We start from the raw sequence: 21604 nt of genomic DNA on the forward strand, positions 1-21604 counted from the left end.
TATGAGTGATGACACGGTCAGTCCCCAAAAACAAACTGGCGCAGATTATCTGCGTCAGATCCTGAGAGCGCCAGTTTACGAAGCCGCAATCGTGACACCTCTGCAAGAGATGCCTCGCTTAAGTGCTCGCATTGGTAATCAGGTTCAGCTAAAGCGTGAAGACCGTCAGCCGGTCCACTCGTTCAAGCTACGTGGTGCCTACAACATGGTATCAAGCCTTTCAGAGCAACAGAAAGCCGCAGGTGTGATTGCAGCATCGGCAGGTAACCATGCTCAAGGTATGGCGCTGTCCGGTTCTAAGCTTGGTATTCAAACCACGATTGTGATGCCAAAAACCACACCAGACATCAAGGTTGATGCGGTACGTGGCTTTGGCGGTAACGTAGTTCTACACGGCAGCAACTTTGATGAAGCTAAAGCTGAAGCAGAACGCCTTTCCGCTGAACATGGCTACACCTTTGTGCCTCCATTCGATCACCCATTGGTGATCGCCGGACAGGGCACCATGGGTATGGAAATGCTTCAGCAAAATGGTCACATGGATTACATCTTTGTGCCTGTCGGTGGTGGTGGTTTGGCTGCGGGTGTTGCCGTGCTAGTTAAGCAATTGATGCCGGAAATAAAAGTCATCGCGGTTGAACCTGAAGATTCATCTTGCTTGAAAGCAGCACTGGATGCCGGTGAGCCAGTAGTACTGGATCAAGTCAGCATGTTTGCCGATGGCGTTGCGGTTAAGCGCATTGGTGAAGAGACATTCCGTCTGTGTCAGCAGTACATCGATGGTCACATTGCCGTGTCTAGCGATGAGATCTGCTCTGCGGTCAAAGACATCTTTGAAGACACTCGTGCGATTGCCGAGCCTTCAGGAGCGCTTGCTCTGGCTGGTTTGAAAAAGTTTGCTGAACAGAACCAACTGCAAGACAAGCAATTAGCAACGGTATTGTCTGGTGCTAACACCAACTTCCACGGTCTGCGTTATGTCTCTGAACGTTGTGAACTAGGTGAGAAGCGAGAAGGTCTACTTGCGGTTACGATTCCAGAGCGACAAGGAGCATTCCTAGAGTTCTGTAATATTATTGGTGGTCGAGCGGTAACTGAGTTTAACTACCGCCACAACGACGAAAGCCTAGCGAATATCTTCGTTGGTGTACGCCTACAAGGTGGTCAAGAAGAACTCGAACACATCATCAATGACTTACGTGAGGGCGGCTACCCGGTTGTCGATCTGTCTGATGATGAGATGGCAAAACTGCACATTCGCTACATGATTGGCGGTAAACCATCGAAGCCACTGAAAGAACGCCTATACAGCTTTGAGTTCCCAGAGTACCCAGGTGCATTGATTAAATTCCTTGATACCTTAGGGACACACTGGAATATCAGCCTATTCAATTACCGTAACCACGGCGCTGATTACGGCCGTGTATTGTGTGGATTCGAACTGGGTGATGATGATTTAGCTCAGTTCTCAACACATCTACGAGAGCTTGGCTATCAGTGTAAAGATGAAACCGATAACCCTTCCTACAAGTTCTTCTTGTCATAAGAGTTAACGACCGAATCAAAAAGAGCGAGTATTTACTCGCTCTTTTTATTGGTGCTGATTCAACTCAAACTTGAAAAGGATCTTCTCGCTAAGATCATTAGACCGCCTTGCGATGATCCAACCAATCTTGGTGAAGTTGCTCACTCGATCCTAGGTACTTCACCATCCATTCGATCAGTTTATGGTTATCGTCTTTTCGCCAGACCAAACAACAATGACTCTGCGGGCTCGGTTCAGGCAGTATTTTTTCCACCAACAAGCCTTGCTCGATAATTGGCGCGGCAATGTGCCTCGGCATATAACCCACCCCAACTCCATTCTTAAGACACTCTATGGCGCTATACCAGTTAGGTAACAATAGGCGTCTTTGATTTGAGTAATGGCCTGTGTGTCGCTTAGGGAGCACACTGGAGGTATCATCCAAGCAGATGGCTGGATATTGGCTCACGAACTCTTCATTGAGGTTCTGTTCGCGCACACACGGGTGACTTGGCGACATTACAAATGCCCAATCTAATTGCCCCATGTCTTTGACTTCAAAATCGCCACCAACTGGCACAGCTGAGGTGGCGCCAATCACGATATCCGCCCTGCCCTGTGCAATCGCTTCCCATGAGCCGTTGAATACCTCCATGTTGATCTGAAGTTCGGCAAACTCAAAGGTTTGATAGAACTCTTCAATCATCGGCTTCATCTTGTCGAGCTTCACCACATTATCGAGCGTCAGACGCAAGGTTTTCTTCCAACCTCGAGCTGCTCGACGAGTCTGGGCACTGACCTCTTCCATTTGCCTCAGTAGTGCACGCGCCTCTTCAATGAACAGTTCACCTGCCGGAGTGAGCTCAACCTTTCTCGGTAAACGCCTGAAAAGCAGCACATCCAGTTCTTGTTCGACCTGTCTGACACCATAACTGATCGCCGAGGGCACTTTGTGCAACTGCTCAGCCGCCGCGGTAAAACTGCCCAAGCGCGCTACCGTATCGAGCATTTCTAAAGAGGATTTAGAGAACATAAGCCTTCAAATTTTTTGATTGATAACCACATATTTTAGCGTTTTATTTTATCAGGTCTGAAAAATAGAATGTCAGCATAAATAAACAGGGGCCTTCACTTCTGTATATCAAACAATTTTTTTGATGATAAAAACATCATTACCTTTAGCTTAATGGCATCTTATGAATATTTCTAAATTTCAATTGGTCTACCTTGCAGTTCTTTCAATGCTTGGCTTTATTGCGACCGATATGTACCTTCCTGCATTTAAGGCAATGGAAGTTGATTTCGCAACCGGCCCAGAGCAGATTGCCCTGTCTTTAACGGTATTCCTTGGCGGTATGGCAATGGGTCAGCTTCTTTGGGGTCTGGCGAGTGACAAGTATGGTCACCGTAATACGCTGGCGGTTGGTCTTGTTATCTTTACTGCAGCTTCATTCGGCTTAGCATTCAGCACCGAGGTATGGCATCTACTGACACTGCGCTTCATTCAAGCGATCGGCGTATGTGCTCCTGCGGTAATCTGGCAAGCAATGGTTATCAAGCGTTACTCACAAAGCAGTAGCCAACAAATTTTTGCAACCATCATGCCTTTGGTTGCGCTATCTCCTGCATTAGCACCTCAGCTAGGTGTGTTACTGGCGGATAGCTTTGGCTGGCACAGCATCTTCATCACATTAACCTTGATGGGTGCACTGCTAGTGGCGACAACAATGGCTCAACCAAAAGAAGCGCCTGAAATAAAACAGACATCGATTAAGACAGACATCAAGATGTTGCTTAAATCAAAGCCTTACATGGGTAATGTTTTAATGTTTGCATCAGCATCTGCAGCGTTCTTCGCTTACCTAACGGGTATGCCAGAGATCATGGCTCAACTAGGTTATGAAGCAAAAGACATAGGCCTTAGCTTCATCCCACAAACAATCGCGTTCATGGCTGGTGGTTACTTCGGTAAGCAAGCAGTGAAGAAATATGGCGATGGCGTTGTACTTAGAAACCTTATCGGTTTGTTCAGTGTAGCGGCGATGCTTATCTTTATCGCATCACAGTGGGAATTGACGTCCATCTGGCCTTTACTAGCACCTTTCTGTTTGATTGCTGTCGCAAATGGCGCACTTTACCCAATCGTAGTAAACCGTGCCCTATCAAGCGCTAAACAGAGCCCTGCGACAGCTGCTGGTCTACAAAACAGCCTGCAAATCAGTATCAGTGGCCTATCAAGTGCATTGGTCGCAGCAATGGCTAGCCAAGCACTAAGCGCGACGGGTATCGCGGTTGTGATTTGCTTGGGTGCATTGTGGGTTGGCTATATTGTTTCGAACAAAGAGCTTTCTGAACACTTCGCGACACCTGACAACTCTCGAGTAGTCGCTGACGAGAAACAAGACTAGTTTCTAAGTTAACGAAAACAAAAAAGAGCGAGATTACTCGCTCTTTTTTTATATCTAGATAAATAAGAAAAAGCCAGTAGCGGTACTACTGACTTTCATTTAAATCATCTTATTTGTTAAGAGACTACTTTTTCTTAGTCGGACGCTGCCAGTCAGCAATCTTACGTTCTTTCGCACGGCTGATAACTAGCTCATTTTCAGAAACATCGCGTGTTACGGTAGAGCCAGCTCCAACGGTAGCACCATTACCAATCGTAACAGGCGCGATTAATTGGCTGTCTGAACCAACGAATACGTCGTCGCCAATGATGGTCTTGAACTTATTCGCACCATCGTAGTTACAAGTAATTGCACCCGCACCCACGTTTACGCGCTGACCAATTTCAGCATCGCCTAGATACGTTAAGTGGTTCGCTTTAGAACCTTCACCAAGGCGAGTGTTCTTCACTTCGACAAAGTTACCAACGTGCGAGTTATTACGCATATCAGCACCAGGACGTAGACGAGTGAAAGGACCAACCGTACAGTCTTCACCGACCGTTGCACCTTCGATCACGCTGTATGGGCGAACGATGGTGTTGTCATCAATCTCGCAGTCTTTCAATACACAACCAGTGCCGATAATCACGTTGTCGCCAATGCTTACGCTGCCTTCGATGATAACGTTAGTGTCAATCTCAACGTCCATACCGCACTGCAGTTCACCACGTAGATCAAAGCGGCTTGGGTCGCGCAGCATTACGCCTTGCTTCAATAACTTGTCGGCTTGCTCAGCTTGGTAAGCGCGCTCTAGACGAGCCAGTTGAGAGCGGTCGTTTACGCCTTCCACTTCAATTGGGCTTACTGGGTGTACCGCTTCAACTGCACGACCTTCGTCGTGAGCCGCTGCGATAACGTCAGTCAGGTAGTATTCACCCTGTGCGTTGTCGTTACTTAGGCCAGACAACCAGCGCTTCAGATCGCCACCAGTCGCCACCATAACGCCAGTGTTGATCTCTTTGATAAGCTTCTGCTCATCCGTTGCATCTTTCTGTTCAACGATAGCCACAACAGGACCATTACGACGAATAATACGTCCGTAGCCCATTGGGTTGTCTAACACGACTGTAAGTAGCGCGATGCCACCGTTTGGTTGAGCGTCTAATAGGTTTTCAATGGTTTCAGGTGAGATCAGTGGAACATCACCATATAGCACCAATACTTTTTCATCATCAGCGAAATGTGCAGATGCTTGATCCACAGCGTGGCCTGTGCCGAGCTGCTCAGCTTGCAGTGCCCAGTTTACAGATTCTTCAGCTAGAGTAGCCTTCATCTGATCACCACCGTGGCCGTAAACCAGGTTGATGTTTTGAGCGCCTAGACCATTACATGTATCGATAACATGCTTCACCATTGGCTTACCCGCAAGTGTGTGCAGAACCTTTGGTGTGTTTGAATACATGCGAGTGCCTTTGCCCGCCGCGAGAATTACCGCGCTAAACTTCATTGTAAACCTATCCAACGTTATTTTTATTAAGCCGATATTGTAACCGTTTTTGGCCAAAAAATTAAATCGCAATAACCATTTAACCAGTAGTGATACGTAAAAGAAGCATTTTTGAGAATCTAAAAATGCAAAAAGGCGACCCTTAGGTCGCCTTTATCTCAGAGTCTATAATCTTAAAAAGATTAACGACGCTGTTTTGTCAGTTCGATAACTCGTAACTGAGCAATGGCTTTAGCCAGTTCACCGGCCGCTTGTGCGAAGTCTATGTCGCCATGCTGATTTTGGATATTCTCCACAGCCTTGCGTTTAGCTTCTTCCGCCTTTGCTGCGTCTAGCTCTTCACCACGGATAGCTGTATCAGCCAGTACAGTCGCTGTACCAGGCTGAACTTCTACCATACCACCAGAAACATAAATGATTTCTTCGTGGCCGTGCTGCTTAACAATACGCACCATACCAGGCTTGATAGCGGTCAGCAGTGGAGTATGACCATGGAAAATACCAAGCTCACCCTCACTACCGGTCACCTGAAACGTCTCAACAAGGCCTGAGAAAATTTGTTTCTCTGCACTTACAACGTCTAGGTGAAAGGTTATTGCTGCCATATCGCCTCCTAGTTAGCCTTATAGCTTCTTAGCATTCTCGATAGCTTCGTCAATTGCACCACAGTACATGAACGCTTGCTCTGGAATGTCATCGTATTCACCAGATAGAAGACCTTGGAAGCCACGTAGAGTCTCTTTAAGAGGTACGTAAACGCCTGGGTCACCTGTAAATACTTCCGCTACGTGGTAAGGCTGAGTTAGGAACTTCTCAATCTTACGAGCACGAGATACAACTTGCTTATCTTCTTCAGATAGCTCGTCCATACCTAGGATAGCAATGATATCTTTCAGCTCTTTATAGCGCTGAAGAGTAGACTGAACGCCACGAGCGATGTCGTAGTGCTCTTGTCCAACTACCAATGGATCCAGTTGACGTGAAGTAGAATCTAGCGGGTCGATCGCTGGGTATAGACCCATAGATGCGATGTTACGGTTAAGTACAACCGTTGCATCCAAGTGAGCGAACGTTGTTGCTGGAGACGGGTCAGTCAAGTCATCCGCTGGTACGTATACCGCCTGTACAGACGTGATAGAACCAGATTTAGTTGACGTGATACGCTCTTGTAGAACACCCATTTCTTCAGCTAGTGTAGGTTGGTAACCTACCGCAGAAGGCATACGACCTAGAAGTGCTGATACTTCAGTACCTGCTAGTGTGTAACGGTAGATGTTATCAACGAACAATAGAACGTCACGACCTTCGTCACGGAAGCGCTCTGCCATTGTTAGACCAGTCAGTGCAACACGTAGACGGTTACCTGGTGGCTCGTTCATCTGACCGTAAACCATCGCTACTTTTGATTCTTCAGGTTTTTCGATGTTTACAACACCTGCTTCCTGCATCTCAAAGTAGAAATCGTTACCTTCACGAGTACGCTCACCTACACCTGCAAATACAGATAGGCCTGAGTGTTGAAGTGCGATGTTGTTGATAAGTTCCATCATGTTAACGGTCTTACCTACACCAGCACCACCGAATAGACCGATTTTACCACCCTTAGCGAATGGACAAATCAAGTCGATTACTTTAACACCAGTTTCTAGAAGAGCTGTCTCGTTAGACTGCTCTTCGTAGCTTGGAGCTTCACGGTGAATGGCGTAATGCTCTTCAGCACCAATCTCGCCACACTCATCAATCGCGTCACCTAGGACATTCATGATACGACCCAATGTCTTAGTACCTACTGGTACTGAGATTGGAGCGCCAGTATTTTCAACTGTCAAACCACGACGTAAACCATCAGAGCTACCCATTACGATTGCGCGAACTACGCCACCGCCAAGTTGTTGCTGAACTTCAAGAACTAGACGTTCTTGTACTTCATTAACATTCAGAGCGTCGTATACACGAGGTACTTCACCCTGTGGGAACTCTACGTCGACTACCGCACCGATGATCTGTACGATCTTACCTGTAGCCATCGTTAATCCTCTAACTATTTAGTTTTACCTAAGCTTAAACCGCAGCTGCGCCTGAAACGATCTCAGAAAGTTCTTGTGTAATTGCCGCTTGACGCGCTTTGTTGTACACAAGTTCTAAGTCATCAATAATGTCACCAGCGTTATCTGTTGCTGATTTCATAGCAATCATTCGAGCCGCTTGCTCACAAGCAAGGTTCTCGACCACACCTTGATATACTTGAGATTCGACGTAGCGAACCAGTAGTGCATCTAGTAGTGGTTTTGGCTCAGGCTCATAAATGTAGTCCCAAGCATGATCGCGTTTCATGTCTTCGCTGTCTGATTTAGGCAAAGGAAGTAATTGATCGATCGTTGGTTCTTGTACCATAGTGTTTTCAAACTTGTTGAACACTACGAACAGGCGATCCAATTCGCCTTCATCATATTTCTTCAGCATAACGCTTACAGAGCCAATCAAGTCTTCAAGGCTTGGGCGATCGCCCAGACCAGAAACTTGAGCTGCTACTTTCGCGCCGCTGTTGTTGAAAAATGCTGTCGCTTTTGAACCTACAATTGCAAGTTCAACGTCAGCACCTTTCTCAGACCAATCTTTCATGTCGTTCATGGCTTTTTTGAACAAGTTAATGTTCAAACCACCACAAAGACCACGGTCTGTAGAAACGATGATGTAACCAACACGTTTGGCTTCACGTTCCTCAAGATAAGGATGCTTATACTCGAGGCTACCATTAGCCAAATGACCGATCACTTTACGCATTGTTTCTGCATATGGACGAGTAGCTTCCATTGCGTCTTGAGAACGACGCATTTTTGAAGCTGCTACCATTTCCATTGCTTTCGTAATCTTCTGTGTGCTTTTAACACTACCGATTTTATTACGTATCTCTTTTGCGCCGGCCATCGTTACTCTCCGTTAATGGTATGAGGTGGCCCTAAGACCACCTACCAATTACCAGGTCTGGGTTGCCTTGAAATCGTCAACAAGCTTCTTCAGCTCAGCTTCGATTTCTTTATTGAAAGCACCCGTTGTGTCGATCTGTGTTGCTAGATCGGCATATTGACCACGAGCAAACGACAGTAAAGCAGCTTCAAAGTCTAGAACTTTAGAAAGTTCAACGTCTTGAAGGTATCCACGCTCTGCAGCGAAGATTACTAGAGCTTGGTCAAATACAGACATAGGAGCGTATTGCTTCTGCTTCATCAGTTCTGTAACTTTTTGACCATGGTCTAGCTGCTTCTTAGTCGCTTCATCAAGATCCGAAGAGAACTGAGCAAATGCTGCAAGTTCACGGTATTGAGCTAGAGCAGTACGGATACCGCCAGATAGCTTCTTGATGATTTTAGTCTGCGCCGAACCACCTACACGAGAAACTGAGATACCAGGGTCAACAGCTGGACGTACGCCCGCGTTGAATAGCTCAGTTTGTAGGAAGATCTGACCATCGGTAATCGAGATTACGTTCGTCGGTACGAATGCAGATACGTCACCAGCTTGCGTTTCGATGATAGGAAGAGCAGTTAAAGAACCCGTCTTGCCTTTCACTTCGCCTTTAGTGAATTCTTCTACGTAGTGTTCGCTTACACGAGCAGCACGCTCTAGTAGACGAGAGTGAAGGTAGAAAACATCACCAGGGAACGCTTCACGACCTGGTGGACGCTTAAGCAGTAGTGAGATCTGACGGTAAGCGACAGCTTGCTTAGATAGATCATCATAAACAATCAGTGCATCTTCACCGCGATCACGGAAGTATTCACCCATCGCACAACCAGCATACGGTGCAAGGTATTGCAGCGCTGCAGATTCAGAAGCCGATGCAACAACAACAACAGTGTTTGCTAGTGCGCCGTGCTCTTCTAGTTTGCGAACTACGTTAGCGATAGTCGACGCTTTTTGGCCGATTGCAACGTAGATAGAGAAAATACCAGAATTTTTTTGGTTAATAATCGCATCGATCGCCATCGCTGTTTTACCAGTCTGACGGTCACCGATAATAAGTTCACGCTGACCACGACCGATAGGGATCATTGAGTCAACTGACTTGTAACCAGTTTGAACAGGTTGATCTACCGATTTACGGTCGATTACACCTGGTGCGATAATTTCTACAGGCGAAGTCAATTTCGCATCAATAGGACCTTTACCATCAATTGGCTCACCTAGCGTGTTTACCACACGACCAAGCATTTCAGGACCTACTGGTACTTCGAGAATACGACCCGTACCTGTAACTTTCATGCCTTCCTGTAGGTCAGCATATGGGCCCATTACAACAGCACCAACCGAATCACGGTTCAAGTTAAGTGCTAGCGCGTAACGGCCACCCGGTAGTTCAATCATTTCACCTTGCATCACGTCCGCTAGGCCGTGAATGCTAAGGATGCCATCGCTTACCGAAACGATAGTACCTTCATTGCGAGCTTCACTAACAACGTCGAAAGATTCAATACGTTGTTTAATTAGATCGCTAATTTCAGTGGAATTAAGTTGCATGCTCCAATCCCCATTAAGACTGCAATGCATCGCTCAGGCGGTCTAAACGACTGCGCGCTGAGTTATCGATGACTAGGTCTCCGGCTCGAATAATAACTCCACTTAGTAGAGTCTCATCTATACTGCAATTCAGCTGAACTTTGCGCGCTAAGCGCTGTTCCAATTTGCTGCTGATCTCTGCGCGTTGTTCTTTAGAAAGTTCAACCGCTGAAGTGACTTCAACGTCGATCTCTTTCTCGTGCTCTTGTTTGAGCAATAAGAACTCTTTGCAAACATCAGGAAAAGCCATTAAGCGGCCATTCTCTGCCATTACTTTTATCAAGTTCTGGCCGAATTCATCAAATTGTTCGCCACAAATTACAATGAATACTTCAGCTAATTTTTCAGCAGTTTGAGAGCTGCTTAAGAAATTGTGAACATCATCATTTTGTGCCACTTCGGCAGCAAAAGTAAGCATCTGACCCCATTGGTCTAGCTCACCTTTCTCTACCGCAAAGTCAAACGCTGCTTTAGCATAGGGGCGTGCGATTGTAGTCAAATCAGACATATACAGCCCCTTGCTTTAAAGTTTTGCAGTAATGTTGTTAAGAAGATCATCGTGTACATCTTTATCGATTGTACGCTCAAGGATTTTCTCAGCACCAGCAATTGCCAGAGTTGCGACTTGTTTGCGCAGGTCATCACGGGCACGTGTGCGCTCAGCTTCAATTTCGGCTTCCGCTTGCGCTAAGATTTTCTGGCGTTCTGCCTGAGCCTCTTCGCGAGCTTCATCAATAATTTGAGCCTTGCGTTTATTTGCCTGTTCAATAACCTCAGTTGCGGTGCGCTTCGCTTCTTTCAATTGGTCAGAAGCGTTGGCTTGTGCTAGATCCAAGTTTTTAGCAGCGCGTTCAGCGGCTACTAGACCGTCAGCAATTTTTTTCTGACGCTCTTCAATTGCTTGCATGATTGGTGGCCATACATATTTCATGCAGAACCAAACAAACATAGAAAAAGCAATTGCTTGACCTAACAGAGTTGCGTTCATATTCACAACAGCTACCCCTCGTTAAGAATCAACTACAAAAATTTAATTAACTAATTAACAGTTAATTAGCCTGCTAGTTGACCAACAAATGGGTTAGCAAACGTGAATAGTAGTGCGATTACGATACCGATCATTGGAACAGCATCCAGTAGACCAGCGATGATGAACATCTTAACTTGTAGCATTGGAGCCATTTCAGGTTGACGCGCAGCGCCTTCTAGGAATTTACCACCAAGAATAGCAAAACCAATTGCAGTACCTACGGCACAAAGACCAACAATAATAGCAACAGCGATTGCTGAAAAACTTAGTACAGTTTCCATTTACGTTCTCCGATTAACATTAATAGTTAGAATAAAACTTAAAAATTTTTAGTGATCGCCATCTTCATGGGCCATTGATAAATAAACAATTGTTAACATCATGAAAACAAATGCTTGAATCAAAATAACCAAGATATGGAAGATAGCCCAAGGTAGAGAGCCTACCCATTGTAAATACCACGGTAGCATTGCCGCACAAAGAATGAATACAACCTCACCTGCGAACATGTTACCGAATAGACGCATACCAAGTGATAGAGGCTTCGCGAGTAGCGATACCACTTCAATCAGTAGGTTAAACGGGATCATGATTGGGTGATTAAATGGATGTAAAGCAAGTTCTTTGGCGAATCCACCTAAGCCTTTTACTTTGATGCTGTAGTAGATCATCAGAGCAAAAACACCTAAGGCCATTGACATGGTTATATTAACATCAGCTGAAGGAACCACTTTCAAATAAGGGATACCTAGCCAATGCTCCGCAGGATATGGTAAGAAATCGATAGGCACTAAGTCCATCAAGTTCATTAAAATAATCCAGCAGAATATAGTCAGTGCTAATGGAGCAATCAGAGGGTTGCGGCCATGGAAAGTGTCTTTAACGTTGCCATCAACGAATTCAACTACCATTTCAACAAAACACTGAAGCTTACCAGGTACACCTACTGTTGCTTTCTTAGCGACTGAGCGAAAAACCCAAAGGAATAACATCCCTGTCAACACCGAAAAAAACAGACTGTCTATATGTACGTTCCAGAAACTTGTCTCCTCTACAAGACCAAACTTAGCTAAAGAAAGGTTTTGTAAGTGGTGCTCAATGTATCCGGATGCTGTTGGCGCAGCCATAACTCATCCTATTTTTTATTGTTAATGAAAAGCACTGGCGCAAAGATATTAATACCTAGAACCAGTAAATAGGTCAGTTTGAGGGGAACTAATTCCACCTGCATATACATGTAGACAATAGAGAATAGTAGAACTGTGATAAGGATTTTTAGCGCTTCGCCTGCATAGAACGACGCCGCAACTAACTTAGTTGCGCGAGCTCCACTAAATAGGAAAGCACACACACAAAAAACTGCATTTGCGATGACAAAAATACCGCCACCGATTAATGCAGCAAAACCCCAATCAGGATTAACAGCTAAACCTAACCCTATCGCCACTAATATAACCGCGCTAAGCTCGATCAATAACATTTGCTTTGCAAGCACTCGTCCTGGTCTTGCTAACGCCGCTACCATGTATTCGTTCCTCTTTTAAGCCTTCTTTACTACTCGCTTAAAAGCGTGCTGAGAAATTGGCGAAAATTATACGTTCAGCCAAATTGATTGCAATAACAATGCAGCAATCATTTACATTTTTGCATACAAACCTACAACTTTTGTACGAAATTACTTGTTTATTACATAATTGACCTAAATCAATTATCTCATTTAGTACTCTAGTTTAGCAATAAGTTGCTCTAATTTGTGAGGCTCATCAAGAGTAATTGTCACTTTTGACTTACCGCTAACAGAACGAGTAACTGAAACGTTTGCTTGCAATTTTTCCGTGAGTCTTCGTGAAAGTTCGATAGCTTCTGTGTCTTCAGGCTTCGATTCACCTTCAACGTCTGGTTTTAAGCACTTTTTGACAAGTTGCTCAGTTTGACGCACGGTCATTTTTTTGGTTGCCGCAGTGTTTGCTGCTTCAACCTGGGTATCACCTTCAAGCGCAAGCAGTGCTCGAGCATGCCCCATTTCCAGTTGTTTATTGGAAACTAAACCTTTTACTTCATTTTCGAGCTGATTTAGACGTAATAAGTTACTCACCGTAGCTCTCGATTTACCGATTACATCAGCGACTTGTTGGTGTGTCAGCTCAAATTCGTTCTGTAGTCGCTCTAGCGCTTGTGCTTCTTCGATAACATTCAGATCTTCACGCTGAATATTCTCAATCAACGCCATCGCGATAGCGGCTTTGTCTTCGACTCTCTTGACCAAACATGGCACTTGTTTAAGGCCAGCTTGACGAGCCGCTCTCCAACGACGTTCACCAGCAATAATCTCGAACTGGTCGTGCGCCAATGGGCGAACTACGATCGGTTGGATAATGCCTTGAGATTGAATTGATGCTGCCAGCTCTTCTAGCGCTTCAGGCGCAATATCCTTACGCGGTTGATATACACCAGGCTTCAAGCAACCAACAGCCAGTTCAATAAGCTCACCATCAGCCGACAACGCCTGACTATGAGAAGCAACTTGCTGTTTTTCACGAGCCAATGAGCTAGTTGCAAGCAATGCATCTAGCCCTTTTCCTAAACCACGCTTAGACATTGAGCGAATTCCTTTGGTTGGACCTATACTGGGACTTCTTCACGACGCAACATTTCGCCAGCAAGAGCAAGGTAAGCCTTAGCTCCTGCGGAATATTTGTCGTAGTACATTGCTGGCTTGCCGTGACTCGGGGCTTCTGCCAGACGCACATTTCTAGGGATCACAGTTCGGTAGACTTTGCTACCAAAGTGTTTTTTGAGTTGATCAGATACTTCGTTCGATAAGCGGTTGCGAGGATCGTACATAGTACGCAGAAGACCTTCGATCTTCAGGTTCTCGTTTACAACAGCCGCTAGCTTACTGATGGTATCCATCAATGCAGTCAAACCTTCCAAAGCAAAGTATTCACATTGCATAGGAACCAATACGGAGTCGGCCGCAGCCATCGCGTTGATTGTAAGAAGGTTTAATGAGGGCGGACAATCAATAAAGATGAAATCATAGTTATTGCGAATGGGTTCGAGTGCATTTTTTAAACGAACTTCACGAGCAAACACTTCCATCAGCTTGATTTCTGCCGCAGTAACATCACCGTTCGCGGCGATGAGGTCATAATTGCCAGATGTACTCCGGCAAACCACCTCATCAAATGGGGTGTCTTCAACCAACAAATCGTAAGCTGTTGCTTCAACTTGATACTTGTCGACACCGCTCGCCATAGTGGCATTACCTTGAGGATCGAGGTCAACAACCAATATCTTGCGTTTTGTTGCCGCCATTGATGCTGCTAAATTAATGCAAGTTGTTGTTTTTCCTACGCCACCCTTCTGGTTGGCAATTGCTACGATTCTACCCACTATGGCCTCGCTGATTATCCCTGACGCGATAAAGTAACTAGATGACGCTCTCCATCAAGCTCTGGCACTTGCAAAGCTTTAATGTCTGTCACTGAACACCATTCAGGTAACAGGTCGATTTCGTCTCTAGGATGTTGTCCCTTAAGAGCCAAAAATACACCGGATTGCTCTTTAGGTAAATGGTGACACCACTCTACCATGTCTGTCATTGACGCAAATGCACGACTGAGCACTGCATCAAACTTTTCTTCTGGTTGAAATTCTTCAACGCGACTTTGAACCGGTACCACGTTGTCGATACCCAGCTCATGAATCACCTGTTTGATAAAACGAATACGCTTACCTAGGCTGTCTAGCAAGTAAAACTCGCAGTCTGGATTCATGATTGAGAGCGGAATCCCAGGAAGACCAGGTCCCGTACCCACATCGATAAAGCGCTTACCTTGTAAGTGAGTGCTAACAATGATGCTATCTAAGATATGTTTCACCATCATTTCTTGTGGGTCACGAACTGATGTTAGGTTATAAGCTTTGTTCCACTTGTTCAGTAACTCAACGTAGCCAACCAACTGGCCACGTTGCTTTTCAGATACTTCAAGTTCAGTCTGGCCAATCAGGTGATCCAGTTTTTCGCGTAATGCGCTCATTATGCTTCCTCACCTTTTTTCAACAGGCCGTGTTTTTTCAAGTAAACCAACAGAATTGAGATTGCTGCAGGTGTGATACCTGAAATTCGCGAAGCAATACCAATTGAGTCAGGCTTAGCTGTCGTTAGTTTAAGAACCACTTCGTTAGAAAGTCCTTTTACCTTGCTGTAATCGATATCAGCAGGCAGTTTGGTGTTTTCATGACGCAGTGATTTTTCAATTTCGTCTTGTTGACGCTGAATGTAACCATCGTACTTCACTTGGATCTCAACTTGCTCAGACGCTTGTTGATCTTCCAGTGCAGGACCAAAACGATCCAATGCAGTTAGCTGTGAATAAGTCATTTCAGGGCGACGAAGAAGATCTTCACCGCTCGCTTCACGAGACATTGGTGTTTTAAGAATTTGGTTCAGTTGATCAATATCTTCAGATTTAGGATTAATCCACGTTTCTTTCAGACGTTGACGCTCTTTCTCCATGTTTTCTACTTTCTCATTGAATCGAGCCCAACGAGCGTCATCCACCAAGCCAAGTTCACGTGATTTTTCCGTCAAACGGATATCAGCGTTGTCTTCACGAAGCAGCAGACGGTATTCCGCGCGAGACGTAAACATGCGGTAAGGTTCTTTGGTACCCATGGTAGATAGGTCGTCGATAAGCACGCCCATGTAAGCTTGGTCACGACGTGGACTCCAGCCTTCTTTGCCTTGAGTAAACAAACTTGCATTCAGACCGGCCATCAAGCCTTGTGCAGCCGCTTCTTCATAGCCAGTGGTACCGTTGATTTGACCCGCAAAGAATAGACCTTTGATAAACTTAGTTTCGTAAGTCAGCTTAAGGTCGCGAGGATCAAAGAAATCGTACTCAATCGCATAGCCAGGGCGAACGATATGAGCATTTTCAAAGCCCTTCATCGAACGAACAATTTGAACCTGTACATCAAACGGCAGACTGGTAGAGATACCATTCGGGTATAGCTCGTGAGTCGTTAGACCTTCTGGCTCAATAAAAATTTGGTGACTGTTCTTGTCAGCAAAACGCATTACTTTGTCTTCAATCGAAGGGCAGTAACGAGGGCCAATGCCTTCAATCACACCCGCGTACATAGGGCTGCGATCAAGGTTGGCACGAATTACGTCATGCGTATTTTCATTGGTATGCGTGATGTAACATGGAATTTGACGAGGTTGTTGAGCTCGGCTGCCCATGAACGAGAAAACAGGCGTCGGGTTATCACCGTGCTGAACCTCAAGCTCAGAAAAATCAACGCTACGCGCATCGATACGAGGAGGAGTACCTGTTTTCAGGCGATCAACTCGGAATGGAAGATCACGAAGACGGTCAGCCAGTGCGATCGATGGTGGATCACCAGCACGGCCACCTGAAGAACTTTCCATACCAATATGGATCTTGCCGCCTAGGAATGTGCCCACAGTCAGAACCACAGCGCTTGCGCGGAACTTAAGGCCCATCTGCGTTACCACACCTACCACTTGATCCTGTTCAACGATCAAGTCATCAACCGACTGTTGGAACAAAGTCAGGTTTGGCGTGTTTTCAAGAACGTTACGAACAAAGGCTTTGTACAGTGCGCGGTCAGCTTGTGCACGAGTAGCACGAACCGCAGGGCCTTTTGATGCGTTCAATGTTCTGAACTGAATACCTGCATGATCAATAGCTTGCGCCATTAATCCACCCATTGCATCGACCTCTTTTACCAAGTGGCCCTTACCGATCCCGCCAATGGCTGGGTTACAAGACATTTGTCCTAGTGTATCGATATTATGAGTAAGTAATAACGTACTTTGACCAGTACGTGCAGATGCGAGTGCGGCTTCCGTTCCTGCATGGCCACCACCAACAACGATGACGTCAAATTTTTCGTGATAAAGCATGAACCGACCTCAGGTATTCAAACGTTTTCTAGATTGATAAAAAGGAGCGATATTCTACCTGTTTTCATAGCCTGAGAAAACGTTTTTGGGATTTTTCGAAAAAGCTGTTTTTAATTAATATAGATAAGATCTTTAAGGAGATCTTTTATTAGATCTATTATTAGGATCGAGGGTATCTGTGGATAAGTCGGAAATGATCAACGAGATCATGGATCTTTTTTGGATCAAATGATGTGATCTAACTTTGATCAGGATGAGGATTAGCTGGGATCAAAATGGCTACTTATTCACAGGAGGAAATTAGCCTAAAACTTGTTATTTGGATAACTATAGGTTAATCACCGTATATGTATGATCTTATCCACAGCAGAAATTGAAAATAGATCGCTAATTTTCGATGTTTTTGAAAAAAAGTTATTCACAATCACGATGTTCAGAGACAAAAAAAGCGGCATAAGCCGCTTTTTGAGAGAGGAGAGAGGTTAAAACTGGTCGCTATGATCGTTGAACCAAGCTTCTGCTGCGTCTTCTGGTACCGGAGTTTCCAATACATCGATGGTAAAACAGTCAGAAATAGGCTGAGCACCGAGCTCTTTCATCTGGCTGTGGACTGATTTTCCCGCCAAACAGAAGGTATCGTAACTCGAATCACCAAGCGCCACGACAGCAAAGCGAACCGGGCTTAAATCTGGAGATTGCTGGGTCAATGCGTCGATAAACGGCTTAATATTATCTGGAAATTCACCCGCACCATGAGTTGAAGTCACCAGCAACCAAAAGCCTTGTTGGGGAATATCATCGAATTCAGGCTGATTATGAAGGGTGATCTCGTGGCCTTGCTCTTCAAGAAGATCATTAAGGTGATCGCCAACGTACTCTGCACCACCTAAGGTGCTGCCTGTAATAATGTGGATCATTAAGCTGTCCTTACTAAAGAAAAAGGCCAGCATGAGCCGGCCTTTAAAGGTTATTTACCAATACAGAAAGAGGTGAAGATACGGCCGAGTAGGTCATCGGAACTGAATTCACCAGTAATCTCGTTAAGGTGTTGCTGCGTTATACGCAGTTCTTCTGCCAAGATTTCTCCTGCCATATAGCCTTCGAGCTGTTGCTGGCCAATATCTAGATGCTCAGATGCGCGTTCTAGGGCATCTAAGTGGCGACGACGTGCCATGAAGCCACCTTCATTGCCACCAGCAAAGCCCATGCAATCTTTTAAGTGATTACGTAGTGCATCAACGCCTTGTCCCGTCTTTGCTGATAGTCGAATCAGAGTTGGATCATTAACATGGCAAATCCCGAGATCTTCACCGGTTTGATCGGCTTTGTTACGAATCACGGTCATTCCGATGTTATTCGGCAGACGATCAACGAAATCTGGCCAGATATCTTTCGGGTCGGTTGCATCGGTAGTGGTGCCATCGACCATAAATAAAACGCGATCGGCTTGAGCAATTTCTTCCCAAGCGCGTTCAATACCGATTTTTTCGACTTCATCCGAGGCTTCACGCAGGCCTGCGGTATCAATAATGTGCAGTGGCATACCATCAATATGGATATGTTCACGAAGTACATCACGGGTTGTACCTGCAATATCAGTCACAATCGCGGAGTCTTTACCCGATAATGCATTCAGTAAGCTCGACTTACCGGCATTAGGACGACCTGCAATCACCACCTTCATACCTTCACGCATGATGGCACCTTGATTGGCTTCTTGGCGAACCGCTTCGAGGTTGTCGATGATAGCTTGTAAGTCAGCACTTACTTTACCGTCAGCAAGGAAATCAATCTCTTCTTCTGGGAAGTCGATAGCGGCTTCAACATAGATGCGTAAGTGAATCAGAGAGTCCACCAGCGTATTAATGCGTTTTGAAAACTCGCCTTGTAACGATTGCAGAGCTGATTTCGCCGCTTCTTCTGAACTGGCATCAATGAGGTCAGCAATCGCTTCTGCTTGGGTTAAATCCATCTTGTCGTTCAAGAAGGCACGCTCCGAGAACTCACCTGGGCGTGCTGCGCGTAGCCCTGGAATAGCGAGGATGCGCTTGATGAGCATATCCATTACCACAGGGCCACCGTGGCCTTGCAGCTCTAAAACGTCTTCACCGGTAAACGAGTGCGGGTTAGGAAAGTAAAGCGCGATGCCTTGGTCTAGCTCTAAACCATCGTGAGATTTAAAAGGGGTGTACTCAGCGTAACGTGGTTTCAGTACTTTGCCGGTAACTTCAAGCGCAACTTGGGCTGCTTGTGGGCCTGAAACGCGAATAATACCGACGCCGCCACGGCCGGGTGCAGTCGCTTGAGCAACAATCGTATCTGTAGTCATAGTTGTGCCTGCTAGCATGTGAAAGCCAAAAAGGGGCGCTCACGATTAATCAATTAGCTGAATTGTAATCAGCTAAAAACAAAAAGGCGACCTTTTGGTCGCCTTTCTTTGTCTCTTTCTATTATCGAACTTACTTAGAATGTAAGCCTTTCTTTTCCAGCGCGCGGTAGATAAGCGTTTGCTGAATCAGAGTTACGATGTTCGATACTAGCCAGTATAGAACCAGACCTGAAGGGAAGAACAGGAAGAAGAATGTGAACATAACCGGCATAAAGGTCATGATCTTCTGCTGCATTGGATCCGTTACAGTTGTCGGACTCATCTTCTGGATTAGGAACATTGAAGCACCCATCAGAAGTGGCAAGATGTAGTATGGGTCTTGTGCTGAAAGGTCAGTAATCCAACCGAAGAACGGTGAGTGACGCAGTTCAACAGACTCCATTAGTGCCCAGTATAGCGAAATGAAGATAGGCATTTGCAGAAGGATAGGTAAACAGCCACCTAGTGGGTTTACTTTCTCTTTCTTGTAAAGCTCCATCATTTCTTGGCTCATGCGTTGACGGTCGTCGCCAATACGCTCACGCATTGCAGTCAGCTTAGGCTGAAGCATACGCATTTTCGCCATAGACGTGTACTGAGCTTTCGTTAGTGGGTACATAGCACCACGAACGATGAAAGTTAGACAGATGATTGCCAGACCCCAGTTCACAACGATGCCTTGAATGAACGAAAGCAGAGTATGAAGTGGTTTAGCAATGAACCATAACCAACCGTAGTCAACTACTAGGTCTAGGTTTGGTGCAACAGCAGCCATTTGGTCTTGAAGTTTAGGGCCAACCCAAAGCGTTGCTTTGAAGTTTGCTTCGTCGCCAGTAGCGATGGTTTTGTTCGGCATGCGAACACCGATGTCGCCAAGGTTACCAATTACACGAGTGTAAAGGTTGCTGCCTGCTTCGTCGCGTGGGATCCATGCACTTGCAAAGTAGTGCTGAATCATCGCTGCCCAACCTTGACCGCTTGCTAGGTTAAGAGACAGGTTGCGATCTTGCATGTCGTCGAAGCTGTATTTTTTGTAACGCGTATCTTCCGTAGAGTAAGCACCACCACGGTAAGTTGGCATTGTTAGGCTACCGCCGTCATCCATTACGTTCTGACGTAGGTGAGCGTACATGCCGAATGTCGCGTTGTTACCAGAGTTGTTGACTACATCGTATTCAACATCCATTGCGTAGCTGCCACGCTTAAGGATGAATGTTTTCGTGTAATCAAGGCCGTTCGCTTGGTAAGTCATCGGGATGCGTAGTTCATCCTGACCATCAGCAAGCGTGAAGCTGTCTGCTGAAACCGTGTAGCTAGGGCGGTTTGTGCTGCTTAGGTCGATACCTTGAGGACCCACTAGACCGCTTTGAGCGATAAATTGGTGACCTGGTTCGTTCTTAAGAAGAACAAACGTATCTTCAGAATCGAACTCAGCAGAGTAATCGTTTAGGTTTGCTTTAACGACATCACCACCAACCGTATCAATTGACAGAGTCAGTACATCAGTTGTTACTGTGATAGTTTTAGCAGAAGCAACTTGACCAGGAGCCGGGTCTAGATCATCTGCATAAGATGGCGCTGGTAGGGTGCTGCCAGATTGTGCCTGCTCAACCGCTTGTGGTGCTGGATTCTGAGCTACGTTCCATTGTTGGAATAGTAGGAAAGAAACCAAAGCCAATGCGATTAACAGGATATTACGTTGAGAATCCATCGTTATTTATCTCTGTCTTGTTTTTGGACTGGTGGAACGGGGTCAAAGCCCCCTTCGTTCAAAGGATGGCATTTTAATAGACGTTTGCCTGATAACCAACACCCTTTTACAAAACCGTGAGCTTTCAACGCTTCTATCGCATATAAAGAGCAGGTTGGAGTAAATCGGCAGCGTGGGCCGATGAGTGGACTAATAAACCATCTATAAAAATAGATGGGTATTAGCGCTATCCACGCGAAGGGCGAGACAGGCGAAGCCATAATTTGTCGAGTAGCTTGAACATTTCTTCATTGCTTAAATCTTGCGCGCTCTTCTTAGCGATTACAACAAAATCTTTGTTAGGAAGTTTGTGTTGAGTGTTACGAAAGCTTTCACGAGTAAGACGCTTGAATCGGTTACGACCCACGGCGGTTTTAATCTGCTTTTTCGGAACGGCTAATCCAAGACGAGGATTTGAAAGAGAGTTATTTCGGGCAATGATGGTGAAATGAGGGGAGCCAGCTCGATGAGCTTGCTTGAAGACATTTTGATAATGTTCGGGAGTTAACAAGCGTAACTCCCGACCGAAGGCTAGCTTATTC

Annotated in this window: 22 protein-coding genes; 2 read left to right on the forward strand and 20 right to left on the reverse strand. The window is 45.6% G+C overall.

Going from position 1 to position 21604, the window contains the following annotated elements; all coding sequences use genetic code 11:
• The first annotated feature begins 1 nt into the window (after position 1).
• The gene (gene ilvA / locus AB4371_RS07985; RefSeq protein ID WP_017063019.1) at positions 2-1546 is read left to right on the forward strand and encodes a threonine ammonia-lyase, biosynthetic; all 1545 of its coding nucleotides are present in this window, start codon (positions 2-4) and stop codon (positions 1544-1546) included.
• Between the two features lie 97 nt (positions 1547-1643).
• Here the strand turns inward: ilvA and punR are convergent, their stop codons facing one another.
• Entirely contained in the window at positions 1644-2558 is a 915-nt protein-coding gene (punR, locus tag AB4371_RS07990; protein ID WP_372103875.1) for a DNA-binding transcriptional activator PunR, read from the reverse strand.
• Positions 2559-2721: 163 nt separating this feature from the next.
• Between punR and punC the strand changes: the two genes are divergently transcribed.
• The gene (punC, locus tag AB4371_RS07995) at positions 2722-3933 is read left to right on the forward strand and encodes a purine nucleoside transporter PunC (protein WP_372149410.1); all 1212 of its coding nucleotides are present in this window, start codon (positions 2722-2724) and stop codon (positions 3931-3933) included.
• A gap of 124 nt (positions 3934-4057) precedes the next feature.
• Here punC and glmU read toward each other — a convergent pair whose 3' ends face one another.
• From glmU to rnpA, 19 genes are all read right to left on the reverse strand, one after another.
• A complete protein-coding gene (glmU, locus tag AB4371_RS08000) occupies positions 4058-5419 on the reverse strand; it encodes a bifunctional UDP-N-acetylglucosamine diphosphorylase/glucosamine-1-phosphate N-acetyltransferase GlmU (RefSeq protein ID WP_065676899.1) in 1362 nt (453 codons plus the stop codon).
• Positions 5420-5601: 182 nt separating this feature from the next.
• Positions 5602-6024 (reverse strand): F0F1 ATP synthase subunit epsilon, encoded by a 423-nt coding sequence (locus AB4371_RS08005; protein WP_004735742.1) that lies wholly within the window; start codon positions 6022-6024, stop codon positions 5602-5604.
• A gap of 18 nt (positions 6025-6042) precedes the next feature.
• On the reverse strand, positions 6043-7446 hold the full coding sequence (gene atpD / locus AB4371_RS08010; RefSeq protein WP_048610850.1) for a F0F1 ATP synthase subunit beta: 1404 nt from the start codon (positions 7444-7446) through the stop codon (positions 6043-6045).
• A gap of 34 nt (positions 7447-7480) precedes the next feature.
• A complete protein-coding gene (gene atpG, locus AB4371_RS08015) occupies positions 7481-8347 on the reverse strand; it encodes a F0F1 ATP synthase subunit gamma (protein ID WP_017058793.1) in 867 nt (288 codons plus the stop codon).
• Between the two features lie 48 nt (positions 8348-8395).
• Positions 8396-9937, reverse strand: a complete 1542-nt coding sequence (atpA, locus tag AB4371_RS08020; RefSeq protein WP_102321083.1) for a F0F1 ATP synthase subunit alpha — start codon at positions 9935-9937, stop codon at positions 8396-8398.
• A gap of 13 nt (positions 9938-9950) precedes the next feature.
• Positions 9951-10484, reverse strand: coding sequence for a F0F1 ATP synthase subunit delta (atpH, locus tag AB4371_RS08025; protein WP_017058795.1), 534 nt, complete (start codon positions 10482-10484; stop codon positions 9951-9953).
• Between the two features lie 15 nt (positions 10485-10499).
• The gene (gene atpF, locus AB4371_RS08030; protein WP_032545592.1) at positions 10500-10970 is read right to left on the reverse strand and encodes a F0F1 ATP synthase subunit B; all 471 of its coding nucleotides are present in this window, start codon (positions 10968-10970) and stop codon (positions 10500-10502) included.
• A gap of 59 nt (positions 10971-11029) precedes the next feature.
• Positions 11030-11287: a F0F1 ATP synthase subunit C gene (gene atpE, locus AB4371_RS08035; RefSeq protein WP_004411110.1), complete on the reverse strand. Its 258-nt coding sequence runs from the start codon at positions 11285-11287 to the stop codon at positions 11030-11032.
• Between the two features lie 48 nt (positions 11288-11335).
• Positions 11336-12133, reverse strand: a complete 798-nt coding sequence (gene atpB / locus AB4371_RS08040) for a F0F1 ATP synthase subunit A (protein WP_017058797.1) — start codon at positions 12131-12133, stop codon at positions 11336-11338.
• Positions 12134-12141: 8 nt separating this feature from the next.
• Positions 12142-12531 (reverse strand): F0F1 ATP synthase subunit I, encoded by a 390-nt coding sequence (locus AB4371_RS08045; protein WP_017058798.1) that lies wholly within the window; start codon positions 12529-12531, stop codon positions 12142-12144.
• 192 nt (positions 12532-12723) lie between these two features.
• Positions 12724-13605: a ParB/RepB/Spo0J family partition protein gene (locus tag AB4371_RS08050; RefSeq protein WP_017058799.1), complete on the reverse strand. Its 882-nt coding sequence runs from the start codon at positions 13603-13605 to the stop codon at positions 12724-12726.
• Positions 13606-13628: 23 nt separating this feature from the next.
• A complete protein-coding gene (locus AB4371_RS08055; RefSeq protein WP_029235097.1) occupies positions 13629-14402 on the reverse strand; it encodes a ParA family protein in 774 nt (257 codons plus the stop codon).
• Between the two features lie 14 nt (positions 14403-14416).
• Positions 14417-15049: a 16S rRNA (guanine(527)-N(7))-methyltransferase RsmG gene (gene rsmG / locus AB4371_RS08060; protein ID WP_017058801.1), complete on the reverse strand. Its 633-nt coding sequence runs from the start codon at positions 15047-15049 to the stop codon at positions 14417-14419.
• Positions 15049-16944: a tRNA uridine-5-carboxymethylaminomethyl(34) synthesis enzyme MnmG gene (gene mnmG, locus AB4371_RS08065; protein WP_372127991.1), complete on the reverse strand. Its 1896-nt coding sequence runs from the start codon at positions 16942-16944 to the stop codon at positions 15049-15051. Before mnmG ends, rsmG begins: the two co-directional genes overlap by 1 nt.
• 482 nt (positions 16945-17426) lie before the next feature.
• Positions 17427-17861, reverse strand: a complete 435-nt coding sequence (gene mioC, locus AB4371_RS08070) for an FMN-binding protein MioC (protein ID WP_017058804.1) — start codon at positions 17859-17861, stop codon at positions 17427-17429.
• Positions 17862-17911: 50 nt separating this feature from the next.
• Positions 17912-19273, reverse strand: a complete 1362-nt coding sequence (mnmE, locus tag AB4371_RS08075; protein ID WP_029235098.1) for a tRNA uridine-5-carboxymethylaminomethyl(34) synthesis GTPase MnmE — start codon at positions 19271-19273, stop codon at positions 17912-17914.
• 130 nt (positions 19274-19403) lie between these two features.
• Positions 19404-21023 (reverse strand): membrane protein insertase YidC, encoded by a 1620-nt coding sequence (yidC, locus tag AB4371_RS08080; protein ID WP_372149412.1) that lies wholly within the window; start codon positions 21021-21023, stop codon positions 19404-19406.
• A gap of 2 nt (positions 21024-21025) precedes the next feature.
• Positions 21026-21283, reverse strand: coding sequence for a membrane protein insertion efficiency factor YidD (gene yidD / locus AB4371_RS08085; protein ID WP_004735802.1), 258 nt, complete (start codon positions 21281-21283; stop codon positions 21026-21028).
• Positions 21250-21573: a ribonuclease P protein component gene (gene rnpA, locus AB4371_RS08090; protein WP_017055478.1), complete on the reverse strand. Its 324-nt coding sequence runs from the start codon at positions 21571-21573 to the stop codon at positions 21250-21252. Before rnpA ends, yidD begins: the two co-directional genes overlap by 34 nt.
• Positions 21574-21604 lie beyond the last annotated feature (31 nt).

It is taken from the genome of Vibrio sp. 10N.261.51.A3 (assembly GCF_041471965.1).
Lineage (GTDB): Bacteria > Pseudomonadota > Gammaproteobacteria > Enterobacterales > Vibrionaceae > Vibrio > Vibrio crassostreae_C.